Genomic DNA, 21,480 nt, shown 5'->3' with positions numbered 1-21,480 from the left:
GCCGGGCACGACTGGTCGGCGTCGGTGTGCACAGCCTGCCGCTGTCCACAGCCGGGGCACGGCCCGCTGCCCGCAGCGGCGGCACGGCACACAGTGAGGACATGAATGCTGCTCCTGAACACCTCGCCCCTGAACTCATCAGCGCGGTCCCGCACCTGCTGACCTATCAGCCGACCGAGTCCCTGGTGCTGGTCAGCTACGACCATGACTGCGGACGCATCAGCTTCGGTCCGGCCCTGCGCATCGACTTCGGTTTCGAGGCCGTCGCCGCTGCGACCGAGACGGACCTGCTCGAACCGGTCTGTGCCTTAGCCCGGGTCTCGGCATCGCAGTACGTCATCCCGGTGCTCTTCTCCGCTGACATGGACGGAGCGGCGCGAGCGCGCTGGGCAGATGATCTGCTCGACAATGTCTTCGATCACTATGCGGTGCCCCTGAAGCTCATCGGCGAAGCACTGGAGTGCACCGGCTTCACCGCCCACAGCGCATGGTGGGTCTCACAGCTCGGGTACGGCTCCTTCACAGCGGGCATGCGCTCGGGGACGGTCTGCGAGCTTGAGCGCACCCAGTCCTTCCGCCAGCTCAGCCGCGCCAACGGTGACCCCTTCGCAAGCTTCTCAGCCGCCACCGCCCTGCCGGAATGCGACCTGGCCCTCGAGAGCGTCATCACCGGCACCCGGGGAGTGACCCACGATCGGGATGAGCTGTTCGAGGCGTGGCTGGCTGAGGTGCTGCGCTATGCCGAGCTCATCGAATCCGGTCAGCAGCACAGCCTCAACACGCTTCCGGCTCCGGATCCGAAGGCGGTGCTCGGACTGGAGGCTCTGTGTCAGGAGAAGTGGGGTCGCGATGCGGTGCTGATGCTCGTGAGCTTCGAACACAGCGCGTTTCTGCCCGAGGACATGCGGCGCCTGGAACTTGGCGAGTTCGCCGCCTACGCCGAGGCGGTCGCCCCGCTGGCGGAAGCTACCGCCGAGCTGCCGGGCTTGAGCTCACGGCGACCGAACGCCCGCGCGTCCGCCTACGGGATCCTGCTGCTCAAGATGATGGCCACCTACGTGCGGATGGAGCACCTGCCTGCGGTGCTGTCGATGATCGCCTGGATGGAATGGTCGATCGGGCGTGCATCTTTCGCCTTGTGCTTCGCCCGCAATGCGCTGACCATCGACAGCACGTGCACGCTCGCCAGGCTCGTCTCCCGAGCGGTCATGACGCCCACGCTGCCGCTGTGGGCGCATGAACCGGTGCCCGAACAGATCCTGGGTGATGAGCCTGCGACGTTGAGATCCGGATCCGCCCCTGTTGCGGCACTGCCGCCCCGCAAGGAGCCTGAGCCGCAGGAGCTTTCGTTCGACAGAGATGATCCTCCCGTGCTGGAGGGCTGAACTGTCGGATCAGCCGCGCCTGCCAGGTGGTGTGGCAGACATCACCTGGAAGAGGTCTTGTCAATCGGTCCGCTGCGTGCGTGTGATTAGCGCAGTGGGGAATATCGTGCCAGAATGGCGTGTTGACCCGGTCAGGCGGACGAGCTGTCCACAGGCTCGCCCTGCTTGACAAGGGTCTTACTGATGCTCGAAGAGTGTCAGCTGGGCCAGACACGACTCCTCCGAAAGGTGATCCAGTGCCGACAGACGCCAAGGATTCGAGCACCACTGCCGCATCGACGGACACTTCGCCGAAGTCAACCGCATCGAAGAAGTCGGCAACGACCACGGCGAAGGCATCGGCCGCTTCGAAGAAACCCGCAGCGAAGAGCACCGCTGCGAAGAAGACGAGCACCGCGAAGTCGACCACGGCTGCGAAGACGACCGCTGCGAAGAAGCCAGCGGCCAAGAAGACCACCACCGCCAAGAAGGAAACGGCCGCGTCCTCCTCCGCCGGTGCCAAGAAGACCACGACTGCCAAGTCGACTGCTAAGAAGAATACGACGTCGACGGCGAAGAAGACCACCGCGACCAAGAAGACGACTGCCGCCAAGAAGTCTGAGGACGCAGAGAAGAAGACCACAGCAGCCGAGAAGAAGCCTGCGGCCAAGAAGTCGACCACCTCGACGACGGCAGCCAAGAAGACCACCGCGAAGTCGACAGCTGCGAAGAAGACCACCGCCAAGAAGACGGCGGCGAAGAAGACCACGGCCAAGGACGCCGAACTCGACGCTGAGGTCAAGGACGCCGCAGCTGCCGCCAAGGGCGCCGACGGTGCAGCACCTGAGGCACCTGTCGAGCAGCTCGAGGCAGAAGCCCTGGCCAGCGAGACTGAGACGAAGAACGCTCAGGAAGAGAAGAAGGACGAGGCCGTAAAGGAGGCCGGAGGCTTCGTCGTCTCCGATACCGACGACGATGACCAGCCGGCCCAGCAGGTCGTGTCCGCAGGTGCGACCGCCGACCCGGTCAAGGACTACCTCAAGCTCATCGGCAAGGTCGCGCTGCTCAACGCCGCAGAGGAGGTCGACCTCGCCAAGCGGATCGAAGCCGGCATGTACGCCGAGCACCTGCTCAACGCCGGAGAGGTCACCGAAGCCAAGGACGTCCGCGATTACAAGTGGATCATCCACGACGGACGGCTGGCCAAGAACCACCTGCTCGAAGCCAACCTGCGCCTCGTCGTCTCCCTCGCCAAGCGCTACACCGGCCGCGGCATGCTCTTCCTCGACCTCATCCAGGAAGGCAACCTCGGCCTCATCCGCGCAGTCGAGAAGTTCGACTACACCAAGGGCTTCAAGTTCTCGACCTACGCCACCTGGTGGATCCGCCAGGCGATCACCCGTGCGATGGCCGACCAGGCACGCACCATCCGCATCCCGGTGCACATGGTCGAGGTCATCAACAAGCTCGCCCGCGTGCAGCGGCAGATGCTGCAGGACCTCGGTCGCGAACCGACCCCGGAAGAGCTCGCCAAGGAACTCGACATGACCCCGGAGCGGGTCATCGAGGTGCAGAAGTACGGCCGCGAGCCGATCTCCCTGCACACCCCGCTCGGCGAGGACGGCGACTCCGAGTTCGGCGACCTCATCGAGGACTCCGAAGCCGTCGTCCCGGCTGACTCGGTGAGCTTCACCCTGCTGCAGGAGCAGCTGCACTCGGTGCTCGACACGCTCTCCGAGCGCGAAGCCGGCGTTGTGTCGATGCGGTTCGGCCTCAACGACGGCCAGCCGAAGACCCTCGATGAGATCGGCAAGGTCTACGGGGTCACCCGTGAGCGCATCCGCCAGATCGAATCGAAGACGATGGCCAAGCTGCGCCACCCCTCGCGCTCGCAGGTCCTGCGCGACTACCTCGACTGACACATCGGACAGAGATGCACGGAGCCGGGTTCCCTCTGGGACCCGGCTCCTGTCATCAGCGACCCGACGTCCGACCGGCTCCCGGTGTCACTGCTGGGCGAAGTAGTCTTCGAGCCCGGTGACAATCGCCTCGGCGTAGCGCTGCCGGCCATCTTCGGACTCCATGAGCTTGGCTTCGTCCCGGTTGCGCATCTCACCGCATTCGATCATCACCGCCGGCACCTCGGCGTGGTTGAGCCCGGCGATGTCGGTGCGGGCGACGATCCCGTCCTTGCCGTAGGCGGGATTCGGAGCGAACTCGGCATCTTCGAATGAGGTCACCATCTGCTCGGCGATGGCCCGGCTGGGCTCCTCGACACCGTCGTGGACGGCATCGTCGACGACAATGACATGGAATCCCTTGGCCGAGGTGTCTTCGGTGCCGTTGGCATGGATGCTCACGAGCGCATCGGCATCAGCCTCACCGGCGAACTGGCCGCGCTCATCGACGCACGGGCCGACGCCGTCATCATCGGAACGCGACATCACCACCTCGGCGCCGGCGTCTTCGAGCAGCTGCTTGGCACGTTCTGCGACGTCGAAGGTGAAGGCGTGCTCCGGATAGTCACCGGCCGTGGCGGTACCGGTGGTGTTGCAGGCTTTCGTGCCGCCCCTGCCGTCGGGCACCTTGCGGTTGATCTCCGAGGGGTTCCTGCTGTTCTTGCCGTTGTGGCCGGGATCCAGCGCAATCGTGAGGCCGTCGAGCACCTCCGGAGTCGCAGACGGGCTCGGCGAGCCGGAGCCGACCGTCTCGCCTGCCACCGGCGTCGTCACCGGCGCCGAGGTGGCTGGCGTCTCGGGCGCCGAGGCTGGGTCGCTGCCGCAGCCGGTGAGCAGAATGCCAGCGCTGAGCAGCACGGCTGACACTGCGCCGGTCGCACGCGCCAGGGGAGGGGAGGTCATCACTCGTCCAGCGTAGCGGAGCGCCGATCCTGCGGTGCACGGCATGGCAGCAGGCGATCGGCCGCTTGAGCGCATAGACTCTGATGGCGGCACGCCGTGACCGCAGAGCACCAGCGACGACGAAAGGGTGGAAGCGTGGCAGTCAAGAAGGCCTCGGACAAGGAATACGGAGCGCGTCAGCTCTCCGTCCTCGAAGGGCTTGATGCCGTGCGCAAACGCCCGGGAATGTACATCGGCTCGACCGATTCGCGCGGGCTCATGCACTGCCTGTGGGAGATCATCGATAACTCCGTCGACGAGGCCCTCGGCGGCCACGGCGAGGACATCGACATCACCTTGCACCCGGATGGTTCCGTCACCGTCGCCGACAACGGCCGCGGCATCCCCGTCGACATCGAACCCAAGACCGGGCTGACCGGCGTTGAGGTCGTCATGACGAAGCTGCACGCCGGCGGGAAGTTCGGCGGCGGATCCTACGCTGCCGTCGGCGGACTGCACGGTGTCGGCGCCTCCGTCGTCAACGCGCTCTCGGCGCGTCTCGACGTCGAGGTCACCCGTGCCTCGAAGATCTACCGGATGTCGTTTCAGCGCGGCAAGCCCGGCCGCTTCGATGACAGCAGCGGCGAGCCGTCCCCGGATAACCCCTTCACCCCCTTCAAGAAGGCCTCCGAACTCGACATCGTCGGCAAGGCCAAGCGCGGCGTGACCGGCACCCGCGTGCGCTACTGGGCTGACCCGCAAATCTTCCTCAAGGACGCCGACTTCACCTACGGCGCGCTCATCGACCGCGCCCGCCAGACGGCGTTCCTCGTTCCGGGCCTGGCGATCCGCGTGACCGACAACCGGGGGATCGCCCGCGACGAGACCGGCGAGATCATCGAATCCCGGGCCGAGGAGTTCCGCTTCGACGGCGGCATCTCCGAGTTCGTCGACCACCTCGCCCATGACGAAGCGCTGACCGACACCTGGCGGCTGACAGGTTCGGAGACCTTCAAGGAGACCGTGCCCGTCCTCGACGATCAGGGCCATATGGTCTCGACCGAAGTCGAACGCGAGGTCGGCGTCGACATCGCGCTGCGCTGGGGCCGGGACTACGAGACCCGGGTCAAGAGCTTCGTCAACATTATCGCGACACCCAAGGGCGGCACCCACGTCGCCGGCTTCGAAACCGCGTTGCTGCGCACCGTGCGCAAGGCCGTGGAGGCCAACGCCCGCAAGCTCAAGGTCGGCAAAGACAAGCTGGAGAAGGACGATGTGCTCGCCGGCCTGACAGCTGTCGTCACGGTGCGGATGGCCGAACCGCAGTTCGAGGGCCAGACGAAGGAGGTGCTCGGCACCTCGGCCGTGCGTCAGATCGTGGCCCGGGCCGTCGACCGGCAGCTCGGGGAGATCCTGACCTCGACGAAGCGCCCGCAGAAGCAGCAGGCGATGCTGCTGATGGAGAAGGTCGTCTCCGAGATGAAGTCCCGGATCTCGGCGCGCACGCACAAGGAGAATCAGCGGCGCAAGACTGCGCTGGAATCCTCGTCCCTGCCCGCCAAGCTCTACGACTGCCGCAAGAACGACCTCGACCGATCCGAGCTGTTCATCGTCGAGGGTGACTCGGCGATGGGCACCGCCAAGCAGGCCCGGGACTCTGAGTTCCAGGCGCTGTTCCCTATTCGCGGCAAGATCCTCAACGTGCAGAAGGCTTCGGTCGGTGACATGCTTGCCAACGTCGAATGCTCGGCCCTCATCCAGGTGATCGGCGCCGGCACCGGCCGCACCTTCGACGTCGATGCCGCCCGCTACGGCAAGATCATCATCATGACCGACGCCGACGTCGACGGCGCGCACATCCGCACGTTGCTGCTGACGCTGTTCTTCCGCTACATGCGCCCGCTCGTCGAGGCCGGCCGCGTCTACGCCGCCGTGCCGCCGCTGCACCGCATCGAGGTGATCAACCGCGGCAAGGCCAACGACTACATCTACACGTATTCGGAGAAGGAGCTCACCCGCGAGCTGCGCAAGCTCGACCGGTTGAAGAAGGCGTACAAGACCCCTCAGCGATACAAGGGCTTGGGCGAGATGGACGCCGACCAGCTGGCCGAGACGACGATGGATCCGCAGCTGCGTTCGCTCAGGCGTGTGACGATGGCCGATGCAGAAGCCGCGGAGACGACGTTTGGACTGCTGATGGGCTCTGAGGTCGCACCCCGCAAGCAGTTCATCGTCTCCGGTGCCGCAGTCCTCGACGCCGAGAAGATCGACGCCTGATCACGGCTGCTCAGACGCTGAGCAGTTCGACCAGCGCGACCACCGGCGGACTGACGACCAGCGCTGCCGAGACGATGACGACTGCCGAGCGCAGCGCCCCAGACGGCTGCGGCAGCGGATGCTCCAACCGGGCGAGCCGCTCAGCGCTCAGAGTCCGGCTGTAATGTCCGGCCTGCATGCGGCTCATCTCCCGGACAGCGGCCGCAAGGTCATCAGCCGGCACCTCGCGGCGGGCCACATCATCGGCCATCACCTCGATGAGCCGGGTCACCTGGTCGAGCGCCTGGCGCGCGGCCGGCAGAAAGGGAAGTGCATGCTGCCAAGCGGCGAAGGGCAGTACGACGAGTTCGTGTCGGCTGCGCAGGTGGGCGCGCTCATGCGCGACGACAGCATCGCGTTCAGCAGGGCTGAGGGCGGCGATCAATCCCGTTGAGAGCACCGTGGTGCCGTGTTGGCCCTGCGGCAGGCAGTAGGCGACGAGCTCATCGACCTTGAGGATCCTCGTATTCGGCAGCTCCTGCGACGGCTCGGTGAGCACCGCGACAAGTTCCGCATGCCGACGACGCTGACGCCGCACCCTGATCCAGTGGTTCACCAAGCTGCTGAGCAGACGCAGCAGCAGTGCAACCCCCAGGCCGACGAGTAGCCAGTTCCACCAGCTGAGAGCGCTGAGGCTGCGCTCATCTGCCGGTCCCGGGGTTCGGGTGAAGGGCATGAATGCGAGGATGAGGACCGCCGACGTCAGCGACAGCCCGCCGGCCAGGCCGATGGCCTGCCACAGCAGCAGACGCGCCGCCGGGTCACGGCTTCCGGGGTAACGGGCGAAGAGCCGGGGGATCGGCCAGGCAAGGACTACCGCGAGCGCTGTGAGCAGCACTGCGCTGAAGAGCATCAGGGAAGTGGGACTGTCAGCTGTCGGCGCCGCGGCGCTGGAGGAGCCGACTGAGGAATGCCGTGTCGGAATCGGAGACAGTGCCGAGGAAGCGCGCGAGCACAGCCTGGCGGTCCGACGCCTGGTCGAGGACCTCATTCATGAGCTCGGCGACGTGCTCTTCGCGAGTGGAGAGCGCAAGATAGCGGTGCGGGCGCTCGGAGCGGTCTCGACGAGCGAAGCCCTTCTTCTCCAGGCGCGTGAGAACAGTATGCACGGTCGTCAGCGCGAGGTCGCGGTCAGCCAGCGCGATCCGGAGCTCGGCAGCGGTCATCCCGTCGACTGAGTTCCACAGCGCATTCATGACACTGCGCTCGAGTTCACCCAGAGTTGCCACCTACGTACTCTCCCTGTCGTGGTTTCGCCTGCTTTTAGCAAAAGTTTAGTGCTGATAATGATGAGCACCTGACATAGTCCAAAACGGCGTGTCCGTTTCAGGCCACCTCCCAGTAAAGCTCAGGGGCACAGCAGGGTCAAGGAAAATCTCGCCAGCGCGCGCTTCGGGCCCGTCTCGCGCACAGTTCAGCTAATGAGACGGCAGGGCGTGCGATGTGGGCTTTCGAACGCTGGCGCGGCCAAGCCGATAGTCTACTTGCAGGTAGATTTCCCAGCCCGCAGGCAGGAATTCCCCAGCCTGCGCGGAGACAGGAGGAAAAGGTGGATCCGGTACTGATCGGCCGATGGCAGTTCGGCATCACTACGGTGTACCACTTCTGGATGGTGCCGCTGACCCTCGGATTGGGTCTGCTGGTTGCGATCCTGCAGACCATGTATCACCGCACCGGCAACGAGATGTGGCTGCGTGCCACGAAGTTCTGGGGCAAGCTGTACCTCATCAACTTCATCATGGGTGTTGCCACCGGCATCGTCCAGGAGTTCCAGTTCGGCATGGCGTGGTCGGAGTACTCGCGCTTCGTCGGCGACGTCTTCGGAGCTCCGCTGGCGATGGAGGCGCTCATCGCCTTCTTCCTCGAATCGACATTCCTCGGTCTGTGGATCTTCGGCTGGGGCCGCCTCAACCGCAAGGTCCACCTCGGCGTGCTGTGGGCTGCTGTCATCGGCTCGTGGATTTCGGCCTACTTCATCATCGTGGCCAACTCCTGGATGCAGCACCCAGTCGGCGTTGAGATCATCGACGGACGACCGCAGATGGTCGATGTCGGCGCAGTGCTGATGAACAACACCGCCTGGGCTGCATATACCCACACCCTCGCCGGATCAGTTGCAGTCGGTGGCGCCTTCCTGCTCGGCATCGCCTGGTACCACCTGTGGCGCCGGCGGGTCGACGGCATCGACACCGTTGACGAGAAGACCGGCCGCGTCATCGTCGGCTCTGCTCCCGAGGTGCCTGGCCGCGACGAGAAGGACCACACCGTGTGGTACAAGTCCCTGCGCATCGGCGCCTGGGCTGCAGTCATTGCCTTCGTCTTCGTCGCCATCACCGGCGACATCCAGGCCAAGCTCATGTACGAACAGCAGCCGATGAAGATGGCGTCGGCAGAGGGCGCCTGCCACGACGGGAGCGAGTTCTCCGTGCTCACGATCGGCAACCTGGCGTCGAATCAGTGTGACGACGTCACCCCGGTCATCGAGGTCCCCGGACTGCTGTCCTTCCTGGCCAACGGCGACTTCAACACCGAGGTGCCCGGCGTCAACACCCTCATCCCTGAGTACCAGGAGAAATACGGCACGACGCTGCCGGAAGGTGAGATGTACGGCCCCTACTCCGGGCAGGAAGTCGATTACCAGCCGCTCATGATCGTCACCTACTGGGGCTTCCGCCTCATGATCGGCTTCGGCGTTCTCGGCGCAGCTGCGGCAGCCTACGCGCTGATCGTCACCCGCAAGGGCACCGTGCCGCGCTCGACGTTCCTCTCACGCCTGGCGCTGTGGGGAATCGCGGCACCGTTCATCGCGAACTCTGCCGGCTGGGTGTTCACCGAGATGGGCCGTCAGCCGTTCGTCGTCGCGCCGAACCCCGACCCGTCGGGAGTCGACGGGGTGTTCCTCTACACGGCGGCTGCGATCTCACCATCGGTCAGCGCAGCGGAGATGCTCTTCTCACTCATCGCGCTCACGCTCATCTACGGAGTGCTCATGGTCTTCGAGCTCAGGCTCATCATGGTTTACTCCCGCGGTGGCGTCGTCTCAGCCATGCCGGAGATCGACAAGGCCAACTACAAACCCACAGTCGACAAGAGTGACGACGACGTACTGTCGTTCGCGTACTAAGGGGAGAACATGGATCTTCTGCCGACAATCTGGTTCATTCTCATCGCCGTTCTCTGGCTCGGCTACCTGTTCCTCGAAGGATTCGACCTCGGCGTCGGGATGCTCCTCAAGGGCTTCTCCCGCGACGAGAAGGAGCGCCGCGTGCTGCTCAACACCATCGGGCCCGTCTGGGACGGCAACGAGGTGTGGCTGCTCACCGCTGGCGGTGCGACCTTCGCAGCTTTCCCCATGTGGTACGCCTCGCTGTTCTCCGCCCTCTACCTGCCGCTGACGCTCGCGCTGCTGGCACTCATCCTGCGCGCTGTCGCCATCGAGTACCGCGGCAAGGTCCACACAGAGGCCTGGCGCAACGGCTGGACCTGGTGTCTGTCTGGCGGTTCCGCCCTCGCAGCTTTCTGCGTCGGTGCGATGCTGGCGCTGACCACCACCGGTCTGCCGCTCAACGAGAACGGTGACAACATCGGCGGTGCCTTCGCCTGGGTCAACATCTACGCCATCATCGGCGGACTCGGCGTCGTCGGGTTCTGCCTGCTGCACGGCCTGCTGTTCATCTCGCTCAAGACCGATGGAGAAGTCCGCTTCCGGGCACGCGCACTGGCCGCCAAGCTGGCCCCGGTGTTCCTGCTGCCGCTGGTCGCCTGGGTCATCATCGTCCAGGTCATGCACGGAGGACTCCTCGGCTGGGTCCTCATCGTCGTCGCCGCGGCAATGGCCGCCCTCATGTGGGTGCAGATCCGCCGCGGTTCCGAGAAGTCGGCCTTCTTCGCCCAGAGCCTCTTCCTCGCCGTCGGTGTCACCACCGTTTTCCTGGCGATCTACCCCAAGGTTCTGCCGTCGACGGTCGATGACAGCTTCTCGCTGACGGTCTCGAACGCCTCCTCCTCGGGATACACGCTCACCGTCATGCTCATCGTCGCGATCGTCTTCGTGCCGATCGTGCTGGCCTACCAGATCTGGAGCTACTCGGTCTTCGCCAAGCGTCTGAAGACCGAGCACATCCCGCCAGCCCACCAGGTGCCGGTCGCAATCCGCAGTCACCATCAGTGACCCGGACACAGCGCCGATCGCCTGTCGCCATAGCGCTCGCGGCCCCACAGGGCCGGCGGGCGCTATGGCTGCTCGGCCTCATCGCGGCAGCCCAAGCACTCGGCCTCATCCTCGTCGCTGACGGCATCGCCCGCGGCATCGTCGCAGCGATGGAAGGTCGGCCGATCACGATGGCCGCAGCGCTCGGCATCATCGGCGCCCTCATCCGCGGGCTGGCCACCTGGGCTTCGAAGACTGCCGGTGCGCGCGCTGCCGTGGGATTCAAGACCACGCTGCGCTCCCGCCTCGTTGACCGCAGCCTCGCCGGCTCGGGTCGAGACCTGCCGGCCTCAGACGGTGCCCTCGCGCTCACCGCGACCCGCACCCTCGATGATCTCGACGACTACTTCACCGGGGTGCTGCCCGCTCTGCTTGCAAGTGCGCTCATCCCCGGCCTCATCATCGTCCGGGTCCTCTTCACCGACTGGGTCAGCTCCCTCATCCTCATCCTGACCCTGCCGCTCGTGCCGATGTTCATGATCCTCATCGGCCGCTACACCGAGAACCGCGTCGCCGACGCCACGCGCGCCCTCGACCAGCTCTCGACCAACATCGTCGAACTCGCCCGCGGCCTGCCCGTCCTCGTCGGTCTCGGCCGGGTCACCGCCCAGACGGCTGCACTGCGGCGCATGAGCACCAGCTACCGCGCCACGACGATGCAGACCCTGCGCGTGGCCTTCATCAGCGCACTGGCATTGGAGCTCATCGCCACGATCTCCGTCGCGGTCGTCGCGGTCTTCATCGGCGTGCGCCTTGTCTACGGGCACATGGGCTTGGAAGCCGGGCTCTTCGCCCTCATCCTTGCCCCGGAGTGCTTCCTGCCGCTGCGCCGCCTGGGTGCTGCATTCCACTCGACTGAAAACGGTGTGGCCGCCTACGACCGTGTCACCGAGATGACCGATCACCCTGTCGCCGAGCGCATCGGACAGGAATCAGCATCTGAAATCTCGCAGACCGCCCCTGCCGGTGCACCGATTACCTTCGATGAGCTCAGCGTCTCCTACGCCTCCCGCCAGCAGCCGGCGCTGCCGCCGCTGACCGCCGAGGTGCCGAGCACCGGCCTCACCGCGGTCACCGGCACCTCAGGCTCGGGCAAGAGCACACTGCTCGGCGTGCTCGCAGGCTTAGTCCGCAGCACTGAGGCAGGGGAGTGCCGCATCACCGGCAGCCTGACCGGTGTCCCCGCCCGCGTGGCCTACGCCGGGCAGGGTCCGCGGATGTTCGAACCGACTGTCATCGAAGAGCTCTCGCTGTACGCCGGCCGGCAGCTCAGCGCCGAGGAGGCCGCCGAGATCTCAGCCGCGGCAGCTCTCGATGTCGACCCTGAGATGCCGTGCGCTGCGCTGAGCCCAGGGGAGCAGCGCCGACTGGCCATTGCCCGTGTGCGCGCCCAAGGCGACGCCGAACTCATCCTCGTCGACGAACCGACTGCCCATCTCGACGCAGCAGCGGCAGCCGCCGTCCGGCAGACCCTTCACCGACTCGCGCGCACTCGGCCGGTCATCGCCGCGACCCACGACTCGACCCTCGTCTCCGAAGCTGATGCACACATCCGCCTCACCCCTGCCTCGCGACCGGCTGTCACCGATCGGTCAGTCCCCGCGCCTTCTGCGGTCGACACCACGGCCGGTGATGCAGCCGCTCCGGCGAGCACCCGGGTGACGGCTCCAGCCGACGAGCAGACGGCTGTGGACGCAGTGCCGACGGGCACGCTGCTGCGTCGCCTGGCAGCGGCAGTCGACATGCGCTCGGTGAAGTTCTGGCTGGCAGTCTTCTACGGAGTCGCCGCAGTTGCCGCCGGCGCCGCACTCACCGGCGTGTCTGCCTGGCTCATCGTCCGCGCCTCGGCCCAGCCGCCGATCATGTACCTGCTCGTCGCGATCGTCGGCGTGCGATTCTTCGGACTGTCGCGCGCGGTGTTCACCTACCTGCAGCGACTGGCGCTGCACGATGCAGTGCTGCGCGCCCTCATCGACCTGCGCGAGCGGATGTGGACCGGTTTCGCCCGCACCGGCACCGCCAACCGCACCCTGCTGCGCGGCGATATCGCACTCACGCGATTCATCGCCGATGTCGACGACATCCGCGACATCGCACCCCGTGTCGTGCTGCCCCCAGTCGTCGCCCTCGGCGTGACGATCGCCGCTGTCGGAACCCTGGCTGTCATCGCCTGGGAAGCCGTGATCATCATGCTCGCCGGCGGCCTGCTGTGCCTGTGCGCCGCACCGTGGGTGACCCTGCGCGCCGACCGCACAGCCAGCAGCGCAACCCTGGCCGCCCGGCAGCGCGCTCTCGGTGTGCTCTCGCGCCTGCTCTATGCCCGCGAGGACCTCATCGCTGCAGGCCGCACCGAACCGGCAGCCGCACAGTTCGCGCACGCCGATACCTCGGCGGCGGCCTACGAATCAGCAGCGATCCGCGCCACGGGCCTCGGAGAGGGCATCATCACCGCAGTCGGCGTGCTCACCGGCATCATCATGATCCCGGTGCTCGCCGGACAGGTCGCAGCCGGTGAGCTCAGCGGCGAACTCCTCGCCGTCACCGTGCTGCTGCCGCTGGCACTCATCGACGCCTTCGCCGACTCGTTGACCGCGGTCCAGCAGTGGCCGGGACTGGCCCGGATCCTTGCCCGCGTCGACGACCTCGACCCGGCAGGCGAAGAAGACAGGCTCGCCACAGGTGTGAGGCCCGAGCAGATCACGCAGCTGACCCTGTCGGACGTCTCGGCGCGCTGGCCGGGCACCCAGTCCGACGTCTTCACCGGCCTGAGCGCCGTGCTGCCCCGCGGCGGAGTGGCTGCTGTCACCGGGCCGTCAGGATCCGGTAAGACGACCCTGGTCAGCGTGCTGCTGCGCTTCCTCGACCCGCGCACCGGCCGCTACCAGCTCAACGACACCGACGCCCTGACCTGCCTGCCGATGGACTTGGCCGGGCGGATCTCCTGGTGCCCGCAGGAGGCGCATGTCTTCGACTCGACGCTGCGCGCGAACCTGCTCATCGCCCGGCCGCGCGAGGACAAACCCAGCGATGCCGAGCTGCTCTCCGCGCTCGAACGCGTCGGGCTCGGCGAGCTCGCCGCAGACATCGGACTCGACGAGCGCATCGGTGCCGGCGGCGGGCATCTGTCCGGCGGTCAGCGGCAGCGCCTCGCCGTGGCACGCACCCTGCTTGCCGACGCCGAGGTGGTGGTTCTCGATGAGCCGACCGCGCACCTCGACGAGGAGATGGCAGCCGCACTCATGGCCGACCTGCGCGGGGGACTGGCCGAGGAACTCGTCGTCCTCGTCACCCATGATCCGTCCCTCATCACCGAGACCGACGTCCCCGTCCAGCTGGCAGGCTGAACCCCTGCCCATCTCTGACACGGGCATGATAAGAGCCGGCTGAACAGGAGATCTCCTGCTCAACCGGCTCTTCTCAGAAGGTCAGTCGCGCTTGGTTCCGAACATGATCTCGTCCCAGCTGGGAACCGAGGACCTGCCGTTCTTCTTCTTCGGCTCCTCACCGGCTGGCTCTGCGCTCTCACCGGCATCAGCCTCGATACCCGAGGTGGACGCGCCGCTCTGCGGTTCGGCTGCGGCCGTGCTTCCCGTTTGTGGAGCGTCCGGCTGCGACGTCATGATCGGCTGCGTCGAATTGCGGCCATCGCTGACACCGGGCTCATCGAGAAGCGAGGGCTGATCATCGAAGATGTCGAATGTCGACTGCGCAGCACCGGCCGGTGCAGCATTCGACTGGCCGCTGCTGGGCTGCTCGGCCGGCAGCGGAAGACGGCCGGCATCATCGGCCTCGTCTGGGGCACTGAGCGCGGTATGGGCACCATCGGGCCGGGCGGCCGGCGCATCGGCAACGGCGTGCAGGCGACCACGGCTCTGCTGCTGGGGAGCCGGCTGCACCGGTGCGTCGGCAGCAGCGTCGACCGGATCGACGCCGGGAGCTGACTCACCGGTGCGCGGACCCTGCGAACCGAGCACGCCGTTCTCAGCACTGCGGCTGCGACGGCGGCGGAGGCTCTCAAGAATGCGGCCGGTCTCGGCCTGGTGGTCGCGCAGCGGCGTCGCATCCGAGCCGGAGGAGTCCTGGTGCTCGGCGTTGTAGGCACGTTCGCTGCCGGAACCGTAGTTCGGAATCGGCCCCGAATCCGTCGGACCGGAATCAGCCAGCCAACGGGCCTCATCGTCGAGCGGGATCATCGATCCACGTGAGTACTCCCAGCCGGCGCGGCGCCGGCGATCGGCGGCGATGAAGGACAGCTCGACGTACCAGCTGCCGGAATTCTGCTTCCAGGCATCCCAGGACATCGTCTCGATATCGACATCACGCAGCTTCAGGCGCTCTTCGCACAGGCGGACGAGCGGGGAGGGCGAATCATCGGGGGAGCTGTCCGGGTAGACGAGGGTTTCACGAGCCTGCCGGGAGATGTGCCCGCGCTCAGCGAGCACCGGATGCTCGTAACGGCGGATGTGCTCCAGGGACTCCCCGGTGGTATCAGCGACCTCCTCGGCCGTCATGCCCGAGCGGATCATCGCCTGGATGTCTCGCGGACGGACGTGCTGGCCGTGACGCTGCTGCTTCTGCGCAGCCGAATCGAGCCGGTGGGCGCGGATGGCGGCGTAGAGGCTTTCGTCGATCGGGAGGAGATAGTCATTGCCGGCGGCGTCGCTCAGCTGCAGGTGCTCGCCGTCGCTGTGCACACCGCGAAACGTCAGCTCCGTCATTGCCTCACCTTCCACATAATCCAGTTGAATCTGATCGTGTCACACCGTCGGCGGCAAACCGCGCAGATATGCGGGCGAGTCGTGAGACAGACGCTCCCACCAGCCTGACCGCCGTGGCGAGGGGCAGCCGAGGTCCTAGAATGGAGCCCGTGACCACTTCGAATCTCAAACCCTTTGACGCAGTCGTGCTCATGTCCTTCGGCGGGCCGGAACGCCCCGAAGACGTGCTGCCGTTCCTCCAGAACGTCACACGCGGGCGCGGCATCCCAGACGAACGTCTCAACGAAGTCGGAGAGCACTACTACTCCTTCGGCGGCCGCTCACCGATCAACGACCAGAACCGCGCACTCAGATCTGCACTCGAAGAGGCCTTCGCCGCACGCGGAATCGACGCCCCAGTGCTGTGGGGCAACCGCAACTGGGACCCATTCCTGGCTGATGTGCTGCGCGAGCAGGCAGAAGAAGGAGCGCGAACCTTCCTTGCCATCGACACCTCGGCGTACTCCTCCTACTCCTCGTGCCGCCAGTACCGCGAAGACTTCGCCGGAGTGACGGCGCAGCTCGCTGAGGAAGGCATCGAGGTCGAGATCGACAAGATCCGCCAATACTACAACCACCCGGGATTCGCCCAAGCCGAACTCGATGCGGTGCGCGCTGCCCTGACTGACTTCCGTGCACAGGCCGGCGAGATCGACCCCGCCAAGCACCGGCTGCTCTACGTCACCCATTCGATCCCGAACGCCATGCAGTCGGCATCGGAGGTCCGCACCGCCGGCTACCAGGGTCAGCACCAGCAGCTCATTGACTGGATCGCCGGCCAGCTCGGCGACGAGCTGACGCTCGATTCCGAACTCGTCTACTGCTCCCGTTCCGGCCCGCCTCATGTGCCGTGGCTCGAACCCGACGTCAACGATCGGATGGAAGAGCTCAAGGCAGACGGCGTCGAAGGCGTCATCCTCGTGCCGATCGGATTCGTCTCCGACCACATGGAGGTCAAGTTCGACCTTGACACCGAGGCGAAGGAGACAGCCGACGAGCTCGGGATGGCCTTCACCCGTGCCGCCACCGTCGGTACGCATGAGGCCTTCGTCTCCGGTCTTGTCGATCTCGTCGAAGAACGAGCCGCCCAGCGCCGCGGTGAGGACGTCGAGTCTCCGGCGGTCACCCCAGAGGGTCCGCTGATTCCCGGCAGCGGTGCCTGCTCGATCGAATGCTGCCGCGGCACGCGCGACAAGCCTGTTCTCCCGCAGTGGGAATCCGCCGCAGGCTGACCTCTCCCGCTGCTGCACACTCATGCCCTCACCTGCTGACAGGTGAGGGCATGAGCGTTCAGCGGTGCGAGCGCGGTGCCTGACTCGTCTGAGAGCGGGATCTCAGCGCTGGAGCCGAGCTCCGATGCTGGTCGGGGATGAACGGTGGCTCAGGGGAGGGGGACTCAGCTGTCGTTCGGATCCTCGATGATCGGGATCTGCCCGGTCTCGGTGGCCAGGACGCGCTTCATCTCACCGGTGTCGACATCATTGGCATCGGCCAGGTCGACGATTCCTTCGAGCTGCCCGACGAGGGATTCGACGAGATGCTCATTGTCCTCACGGCGTGCCTGTGCGAGCTGCTCCTGCAGTTCACTGACGCGCTTATCAAGCTCATTCTCAAATTCGCTCATACAGTTTCCTTCTCGTTTCGACATCGGTGGATAAGGTCTCAGCTTACCCATCGTCTTCCCTTTGTGCCGCACACCGGCATCGTCTGAGTATCGATGTGGGGAATCACAAGTGTCTTTGCTGGCTTCCTGTTGCGAAATGACCCGATGGCGGGCACAATTCCATGAGATACAAAACGGTGTCACGACATAGGCATGAGTGGTACTCTATGGCGACCGTCCACTCCAATTCACATATCAGCGGAGAGTGATCAGGCCAGATGGCGACAGACTACGACGCACCTCGTAAGCAGGAAGACGAACTCAGCAGTGACTCCCTTGAAGAGCTGAAGGCTCAGCGAAATCAGCAGCAGGCCAGCCAGGTCGATGAAGACGAGGCGGTTGCAGCAGAAGGGTTCGAACTCCCGGGTGCCGATCTGTCCAACGAGGAGCTGTCGGTGCGCGTTCTGCCGAAGCAGAACGACGAGTTCACCTGCATGGAGTGCTTCCTTGTGCGGCATCACTCGCAGCTGGCCACCGATGAAGGCGGCGTGCCGATCTGCACCGACTGTGCCGGCTGAGCAGCGAGCGAGCTGAGAACAGACGATAGGAGCACCGGAATCCTGCGGGATTGCCGGTGCTCTTTCGCATTCAGTCGCTGCAGTGGCGCTGCATCAGCGCTGGGAGTTCAGTGCAGCAGCAAGCGCCTGCGGATCCTTCGATGAGACCAGCCAGTACGGCGTCGGGTCGTCTGGGTCGTCGATGATGACCTTGACCAGCAGCGGCTCCCACGGCCGGAGCATGAGGAAGGCAAGCGCATCGAGCAGCGGCCCGCGCTCGGCGAACGACTGCGCCTTGTCACACGGCTGAGCCTCAGCGATGAAGCTGCGCTCGATATGCGCCGGACCGGCGATGAACTCCGTGTCGCTGACGATGATGACAGCCGACGCCGACCGCAGCCACACGGCCACGAGTGCGAAGACGACGATGGGAACCACCATCGCACCCCAGCTCCAGACGGGGAAGACGATCGCTGCAGTCATCGCGGACAGAAACGCAGCAACGAACCACCAGCCGAAGGTCGGCCAGAGCCGTTCACGGTAGCGCACAGTGTTCGAGGAATCAGTCGTGGCGGGCATGCCTCAAGTATCCCACAGACCAGCGACCGGCAGCAGTCAGGGCAGGTCGGGCAGAACCGGACGCCGCGAGACGGTGGCACTGGCTCGGGTACCGGGCTAAAGTGCGTCAATGTGGCATATGAAGAACTGCGGATAGAGATCAGACAGCTCGACCCGGACATCGCCCTGCCCTCCTACGGACACCGCGGCGACGCCGGAGCTGACCTGTGCGCAACCGAGGACGTCGTGCTCGAACCGGGCCAGCGCCGCGCAGTGGGCACCGGCATCGCGATCGCCCTGCCAGAGGGCTATGCCGGATTCGTGCACCCGCGCTCCGGCCTGTCCACCAAGCACGGGATCACCGTCGTCAACAGCCCCGGCACCATCGACGCCGGGTACCGCGGAGAGATCAAGGTGCCGCTCATCAACGTCGACCCGCACGCCGCCTACACGATCCGCCGCGGCGACCGCATCGCCCAGCTCATCATCCAGCGGGTCATCCACGCCGACTTCTGCCTCGTCGACAGCCTGGAGGACTCCGAGCGCAGCGACCGCGGCTTCGGATCCACCGGAGGCTTCACCGCCGGCGAGCACGATCCGCGGCACTGACCATCCGTCAGAGGACTACACCGACGACCATCCGCTGAGGAAGGAACCATGGGACTGTTCGACATTTTCTCCAAGAAGAAGCGCAGCGACGACACCGACGAGGAACTCGACACCACCGCTGAGACCGTCACCGACGACGACGTCGCAGACGACGAGCCCACCGTCGCCGACAGCTCTGACGACAGCGACGAGCCGGAAGGCCCCTTCGCCGCAGCCGAAGCAGCCGAGGATGACGACGACGAAGACGAGGAGTTCGCCAAGGCCGCTCCGCTCGACCGCGATGAGAAGGGCCCCTTCGACTCGGAAGAGGAGTTCCCCGACGTCCACCGCATCGACCTCGGCGCCCTCCAGGTGCCGGTGCGCGACGGCATGCAGATGCGCCTGGACGCCGAAGAGAAGACCAACAAGATCGTCGCCGTGACGATCCAGCACAGCGGCGGCGCCCTGCAGCTGCAGGTCTTCGCCGCACCCACCTCCGAAGGCGTGTGGAACTCCGTGCGCGGCCAGATCGAGGACAACATCAGCCAGCGCGGCGGGCAGACCGATGAGCTCTACACCGAACTCGGCCGTGAGCTGCTCACCCGCATCCCGGCCACCGCACCCGATGGCCGCAAGGGACTGCGCATCGCCCGGTTCGCCGGCGTCGACGGACCGCGCTGGTTCATCCGCGGCGTGTTCTCCGGCAAGGCGATCGACGATGAGGAGGTGCGTGCACTGTTCGTCGAGCAGTTCCGCAACATCGTCGTCCACCGCGGCACCGAGCCGATGCCGCCGCGCGAGCTGCTGCCGCTGACCGCACCGCAGATGCAGAAGGCCGAAGACTCAGCCGAGGAAGCCGAGCAGAAGGACGACATCAATCCCTTCGAACGCGGCCCCGAGATCACGGAAGTCCGCTGACCCCCACGCCCATGCTGCTCACGCGCTTCCTCGAACGATTCGGCTCAACGGACTCGACTGACGCCGAGGACGTCCACCGCCGGCTGTCCCAACTGGAGGGCACGACCCCGATCGCTGAGATCACCGCGCGCCGTGAGGTGACCGTCGGCGGGGTCGTCGTCGCACTCACCCGGTCTGTGCCGCAGTCCAGCCCGCGCCTGGACATCAGCGTCTCCGACGGCACCGGGATCGTCCATGCCCGCTTCCTGGGCATGCGCGACATCCCCGGCATCACCGCCGGACGCACCCTGCTGCTGACCGGCTGCTTCACCCTCAGCGACTCGACGGTGCTGACAGCGCTCAACCCGCGCTACGAGCTCATCGACACTCAGTCGGACTGATCCTCAGCCGTCTCGCGCTCATCGGTGTGGCCGTCATCGGTGCGCAGCAGATTCTGCAGACGGTCGTGCTGATCCGGTGAGGTGATGAAGAACAGCTCATCGCCGTCATCGACGACATCGTCAAACGACGGGGCGAAGGCCTTCTCATTGCGCACGATCGCCACCAGCGCGGTGTCCGGCGGCCAGGAGATCGCCCCGATCCGCTTGCCGACCGCCGCCGACTTCTCGTGCACGGTGAACTCCATGAGCGTGGCCTGCCCGCGCTCGAAGCTCATGAGGTGGACGAGGCCGCCGACCTCGACGGCCTCCTCAACGAGTGCGGTCATGAGCCGCGGGGTCGACACGGCGACATCGACGCCCCAGTTCGAGTCGAACAGCCACTCATTGCGCGGGTTGTTCACCCGCCCGATCGTGCGCGGGACCCCGAACTCCATCTTCGCGATGAGGCTGAGCACGAGATTCGTCTTGTCATCACCGGTGGCGGCGACGACGACATCAGTCTCCTCCAGCCCGGCCTCTGCCAGGCCGCTGAGCTCGCAGGCATCGGTGAGCAGCCACGAGGCACCGGGCACCTTGTCGTGGCGCACGGCGTCCTTGTTCTTGTCGACGAGCAGCACGTCATGACCGTTGTCGAGCAGCTCCCGGGCGACCGAACGGCCGACTGAGCCGGCTCCGGCGATGAGGATCTTCACTCTTCTTCCTCCTCGGTGATCGGCTCGTCGAGAATCTGCGTGACACGGTCGAGCACTGCATGCTCGCACATGATGTGCACAAGGTCCCCATCCTGGATGAGGGTCTCGGGGCGTGCGAGCATCCCCTCACCCAGCCGCGTGATGTAGGCGACCCGGCCGGGAATCGCGTCTTCCACCTCGGCGACGGGGCGCGCGATCCAGTCCGGGTGCAGGTGCACCTCGGCGAGCACCATCCGGCCAGACGGGTCGCGGAACTCCGTGGCTGCGCCCTGCGGGATGAGCTTGCGCATCATCCGGTCGGCCGTCCAGCGCACGGTGGCCACCGTCGGGATGCCGAGGCGCTCGAACACCTCGGCGCGCAGCGGATCGTAGATGCGGGCGGCGACATTGCGCACCCCGAAGGTCTCACGCGCCACACGCGCGGCGAGGATATTGGAGTTGTCGCCGCTGGAGACCGCCGCGAAGGCATACGCCTCGCCGGTGCGGGCACGCTCGAGCGTGTCGCGGTCGAAGCCGAGGCCGGTGATCGTCGAACCGGAGAAGTCCTGGCCGAGCGCGCGGAAGGAATCGGGGTCGCGGTCGACGACGGCAACCGTGTGGCCGCTGGCGTCGAGGGCGCGTGCGAGTGAGGCGCCGACGCGCCCGCATCCCATGACGACGAAGTGCATCCCTGACCTCTTCCTGCGCCTGCGGCCGT

Annotated in this window: 19 protein-coding genes; 11 read left to right on the top strand and 8 right to left on the bottom strand. The window is 66.0% G+C overall.

Annotation, left to right across the window (positions count from 1 at the left end; genetic code table 11):
• The first annotated feature begins 101 nt into the window (after positions 1-101).
• The gene (locus tag B4E96_RS03360; protein ID WP_170274288.1) at positions 102-1,385 is read left to right on the top strand and encodes a DUF4192 family protein; all 1,284 of its coding nucleotides are present in this window, start codon (positions 102-104) and stop codon (positions 1,383-1,385) included.
• 236 nt (positions 1,386-1,621) lie between these two features.
• Positions 1,622-3,283 carry an RNA polymerase sigma factor gene (locus tag B4E96_RS03355; protein ID WP_286956371.1) on the top strand — a complete coding sequence of 554 codons (1,662 nt, stop codon included), beginning with the start codon at positions 1,622-1,624 and terminating at the stop codon, positions 3,281-3,283.
• Positions 3,284-3,370: 87 nt separating this feature from the next.
• Here the strand turns inward: B4E96_RS03355 and B4E96_RS03350 are convergent, their stop codons facing one another.
• The gene (locus tag B4E96_RS03350) at positions 3,371-4,225 is read right to left on the bottom strand and encodes an N-acetylmuramoyl-L-alanine amidase (RefSeq protein WP_217004546.1); all 855 of its coding nucleotides are present in this window, start codon (positions 4,223-4,225) and stop codon (positions 3,371-3,373) included.
• Positions 4,226-4,360: 135 nt separating this feature from the next.
• Between B4E96_RS03350 and B4E96_RS03345 the strand changes: the two genes are divergently transcribed.
• Positions 4,361-6,481, top strand: a complete 2,121-nt coding sequence (locus B4E96_RS03345; protein WP_286956369.1) for a DNA gyrase/topoisomerase IV subunit B — start codon at positions 4,361-4,363, stop codon at positions 6,479-6,481.
• A gap of 10 nt (positions 6,482-6,491) precedes the next feature.
• On the opposite strand, the gene B4E96_RS03340 is transcribed toward B4E96_RS03345, so the two are convergent.
• Complete coding sequence (locus B4E96_RS03340) at positions 6,492-7,373, bottom strand: M56 family metallopeptidase (RefSeq protein WP_286956368.1); 882 nt, start codon at positions 7,371-7,373, stop codon at positions 6,492-6,494.
• Positions 7,374-7,389: 16 nt separating this feature from the next.
• Entirely contained in the window at positions 7,390-7,749 is a 360-nt protein-coding gene (locus B4E96_RS03335; RefSeq protein ID WP_170274283.1) for a BlaI/MecI/CopY family transcriptional regulator, read from the bottom strand.
• A 320-nt stretch (positions 7,750-8,069) separates the two neighbouring features.
• Here B4E96_RS03335 and B4E96_RS03330 point away from each other — a divergent pair, with 320 nt between their 5' ends.
• From B4E96_RS03330 to cydD, 3 genes are read left to right on the top strand one after another with little or no spacing between them, the layout of a single operon-like run.
• Positions 8,070-9,644 carry a cytochrome ubiquinol oxidase subunit I gene (locus B4E96_RS03330; RefSeq protein ID WP_170274282.1) on the top strand — a complete coding sequence of 525 codons (1,575 nt, stop codon included), beginning with the start codon at positions 8,070-8,072 and terminating at the stop codon, positions 9,642-9,644.
• Positions 9,645-9,653: 9 nt separating this feature from the next.
• Positions 9,654-10,691 (top strand): cytochrome d ubiquinol oxidase subunit II, encoded by a 1,038-nt coding sequence (gene cydB, locus B4E96_RS03325; RefSeq protein WP_170274281.1) that lies wholly within the window; start codon positions 9,654-9,656, stop codon positions 10,689-10,691.
• Positions 10,688-14,074 carry a thiol reductant ABC exporter subunit CydD gene (cydD, locus tag B4E96_RS03320; RefSeq protein WP_286956366.1) on the top strand — a complete coding sequence of 1,129 codons (3,387 nt, stop codon included), beginning with the start codon at positions 10,688-10,690 and terminating at the stop codon, positions 14,072-14,074. The genes cydB and cydD overlap by 4 nt, the downstream gene beginning before the upstream one ends.
• Before the next feature lie 81 nt (positions 14,075-14,155).
• Here cydD and sepH read toward each other — a convergent pair whose 3' ends face one another.
• Positions 14,156-15,448: a septation protein SepH gene (gene sepH, locus B4E96_RS03315; RefSeq protein WP_259796402.1), complete on the bottom strand. Its 1,293-nt coding sequence runs from the start codon at positions 15,446-15,448 to the stop codon at positions 14,156-14,158.
• 149 nt (positions 15,449-15,597) lie between these two features.
• Here sepH and B4E96_RS03310 point away from each other — a divergent pair, with 149 nt between their 5' ends.
• The gene (locus B4E96_RS03310; protein ID WP_286956364.1) at positions 15,598-16,719 is read left to right on the top strand and encodes a ferrochelatase; all 1,122 of its coding nucleotides are present in this window, start codon (positions 15,598-15,600) and stop codon (positions 16,717-16,719) included.
• Positions 16,720-16,883: 164 nt separating this feature from the next.
• On the opposite strand, the gene B4E96_RS03305 is transcribed toward B4E96_RS03310, so the two are convergent.
• Positions 16,884-17,111, bottom strand: a complete 228-nt coding sequence (locus tag B4E96_RS03305; RefSeq protein WP_102160504.1) for a hypothetical protein — start codon at positions 17,109-17,111, stop codon at positions 16,884-16,886.
• Positions 17,112-17,368: 257 nt separating this feature from the next.
• On the opposite strand from B4E96_RS03305, the gene B4E96_RS03300 reads away from it, so the two are divergent.
• Entirely contained in the window at positions 17,369-17,668 is a 300-nt protein-coding gene (locus B4E96_RS03300) for a DUF4193 domain-containing protein (protein ID WP_102160502.1), read from the top strand.
• A 93-nt stretch (positions 17,669-17,761) separates the two neighbouring features.
• Here the strand turns inward: B4E96_RS03300 and B4E96_RS03295 are convergent, their stop codons facing one another.
• Positions 17,762-18,226 carry a DUF3093 domain-containing protein gene (locus B4E96_RS03295; protein WP_286956363.1) on the bottom strand — a complete coding sequence of 155 codons (465 nt, stop codon included), beginning with the start codon at positions 18,224-18,226 and terminating at the stop codon, positions 17,762-17,764.
• Between the two features lie 111 nt (positions 18,227-18,337).
• Between B4E96_RS03295 and dut the strand changes: the two genes are divergently transcribed.
• Genes dut through B4E96_RS03280 form a run of 3 tightly spaced genes read left to right on the top strand, consistent with a single transcriptional unit; the run spans position 18,338 to position 20,091 of the window.
• Complete coding sequence (gene dut / locus B4E96_RS03290) at positions 18,338-18,814, top strand: dUTP diphosphatase (protein WP_170274276.1); 477 nt, start codon at positions 18,338-18,340, stop codon at positions 18,812-18,814.
• Positions 18,815-18,862: 48 nt separating this feature from the next.
• On the top strand, positions 18,863-19,711 hold the full coding sequence (locus tag B4E96_RS03285; protein WP_286956362.1) for a DUF3710 domain-containing protein: 849 nt from the start codon (positions 18,863-18,865) through the stop codon (positions 19,709-19,711).
• A gap of 11 nt (positions 19,712-19,722) precedes the next feature.
• Positions 19,723-20,091, top strand: a complete 369-nt coding sequence (locus B4E96_RS03280; RefSeq protein ID WP_170274275.1) for an OB-fold nucleic acid binding domain-containing protein — start codon at positions 19,723-19,725, stop codon at positions 20,089-20,091.
• Here B4E96_RS03280 and B4E96_RS03275 read toward each other — a convergent pair.
• Positions 20,079-20,783 (bottom strand): potassium channel family protein, encoded by a 705-nt coding sequence (locus B4E96_RS03275; RefSeq protein ID WP_102160492.1) that lies wholly within the window; start codon positions 20,781-20,783, stop codon positions 20,079-20,081. The two genes, B4E96_RS03280 and B4E96_RS03275, sit on opposite strands and share 13 nt — an antisense overlap.
• Entirely contained in the window at positions 20,780-21,451 is a 672-nt protein-coding gene (locus B4E96_RS03270; protein ID WP_259855061.1) for a potassium channel family protein, read from the bottom strand. Before B4E96_RS03270 ends, B4E96_RS03275 begins: the two co-directional genes overlap by 4 nt.
• Positions 21,452-21,480 lie beyond the last annotated feature (29 nt).

This window comes from Brevibacterium sp. UBA7493 (genome assembly GCF_002479565.1).
In the GTDB taxonomy this organism is placed as follows: domain Bacteria; phylum Actinomycetota; class Actinomycetes; order Actinomycetales; family Brevibacteriaceae; genus Brevibacterium; species Brevibacterium luteolum.
Note: the sequence above shows the minus strand (reverse complement) of the source record. Positions and strands in the feature narration are given on the sequence as shown.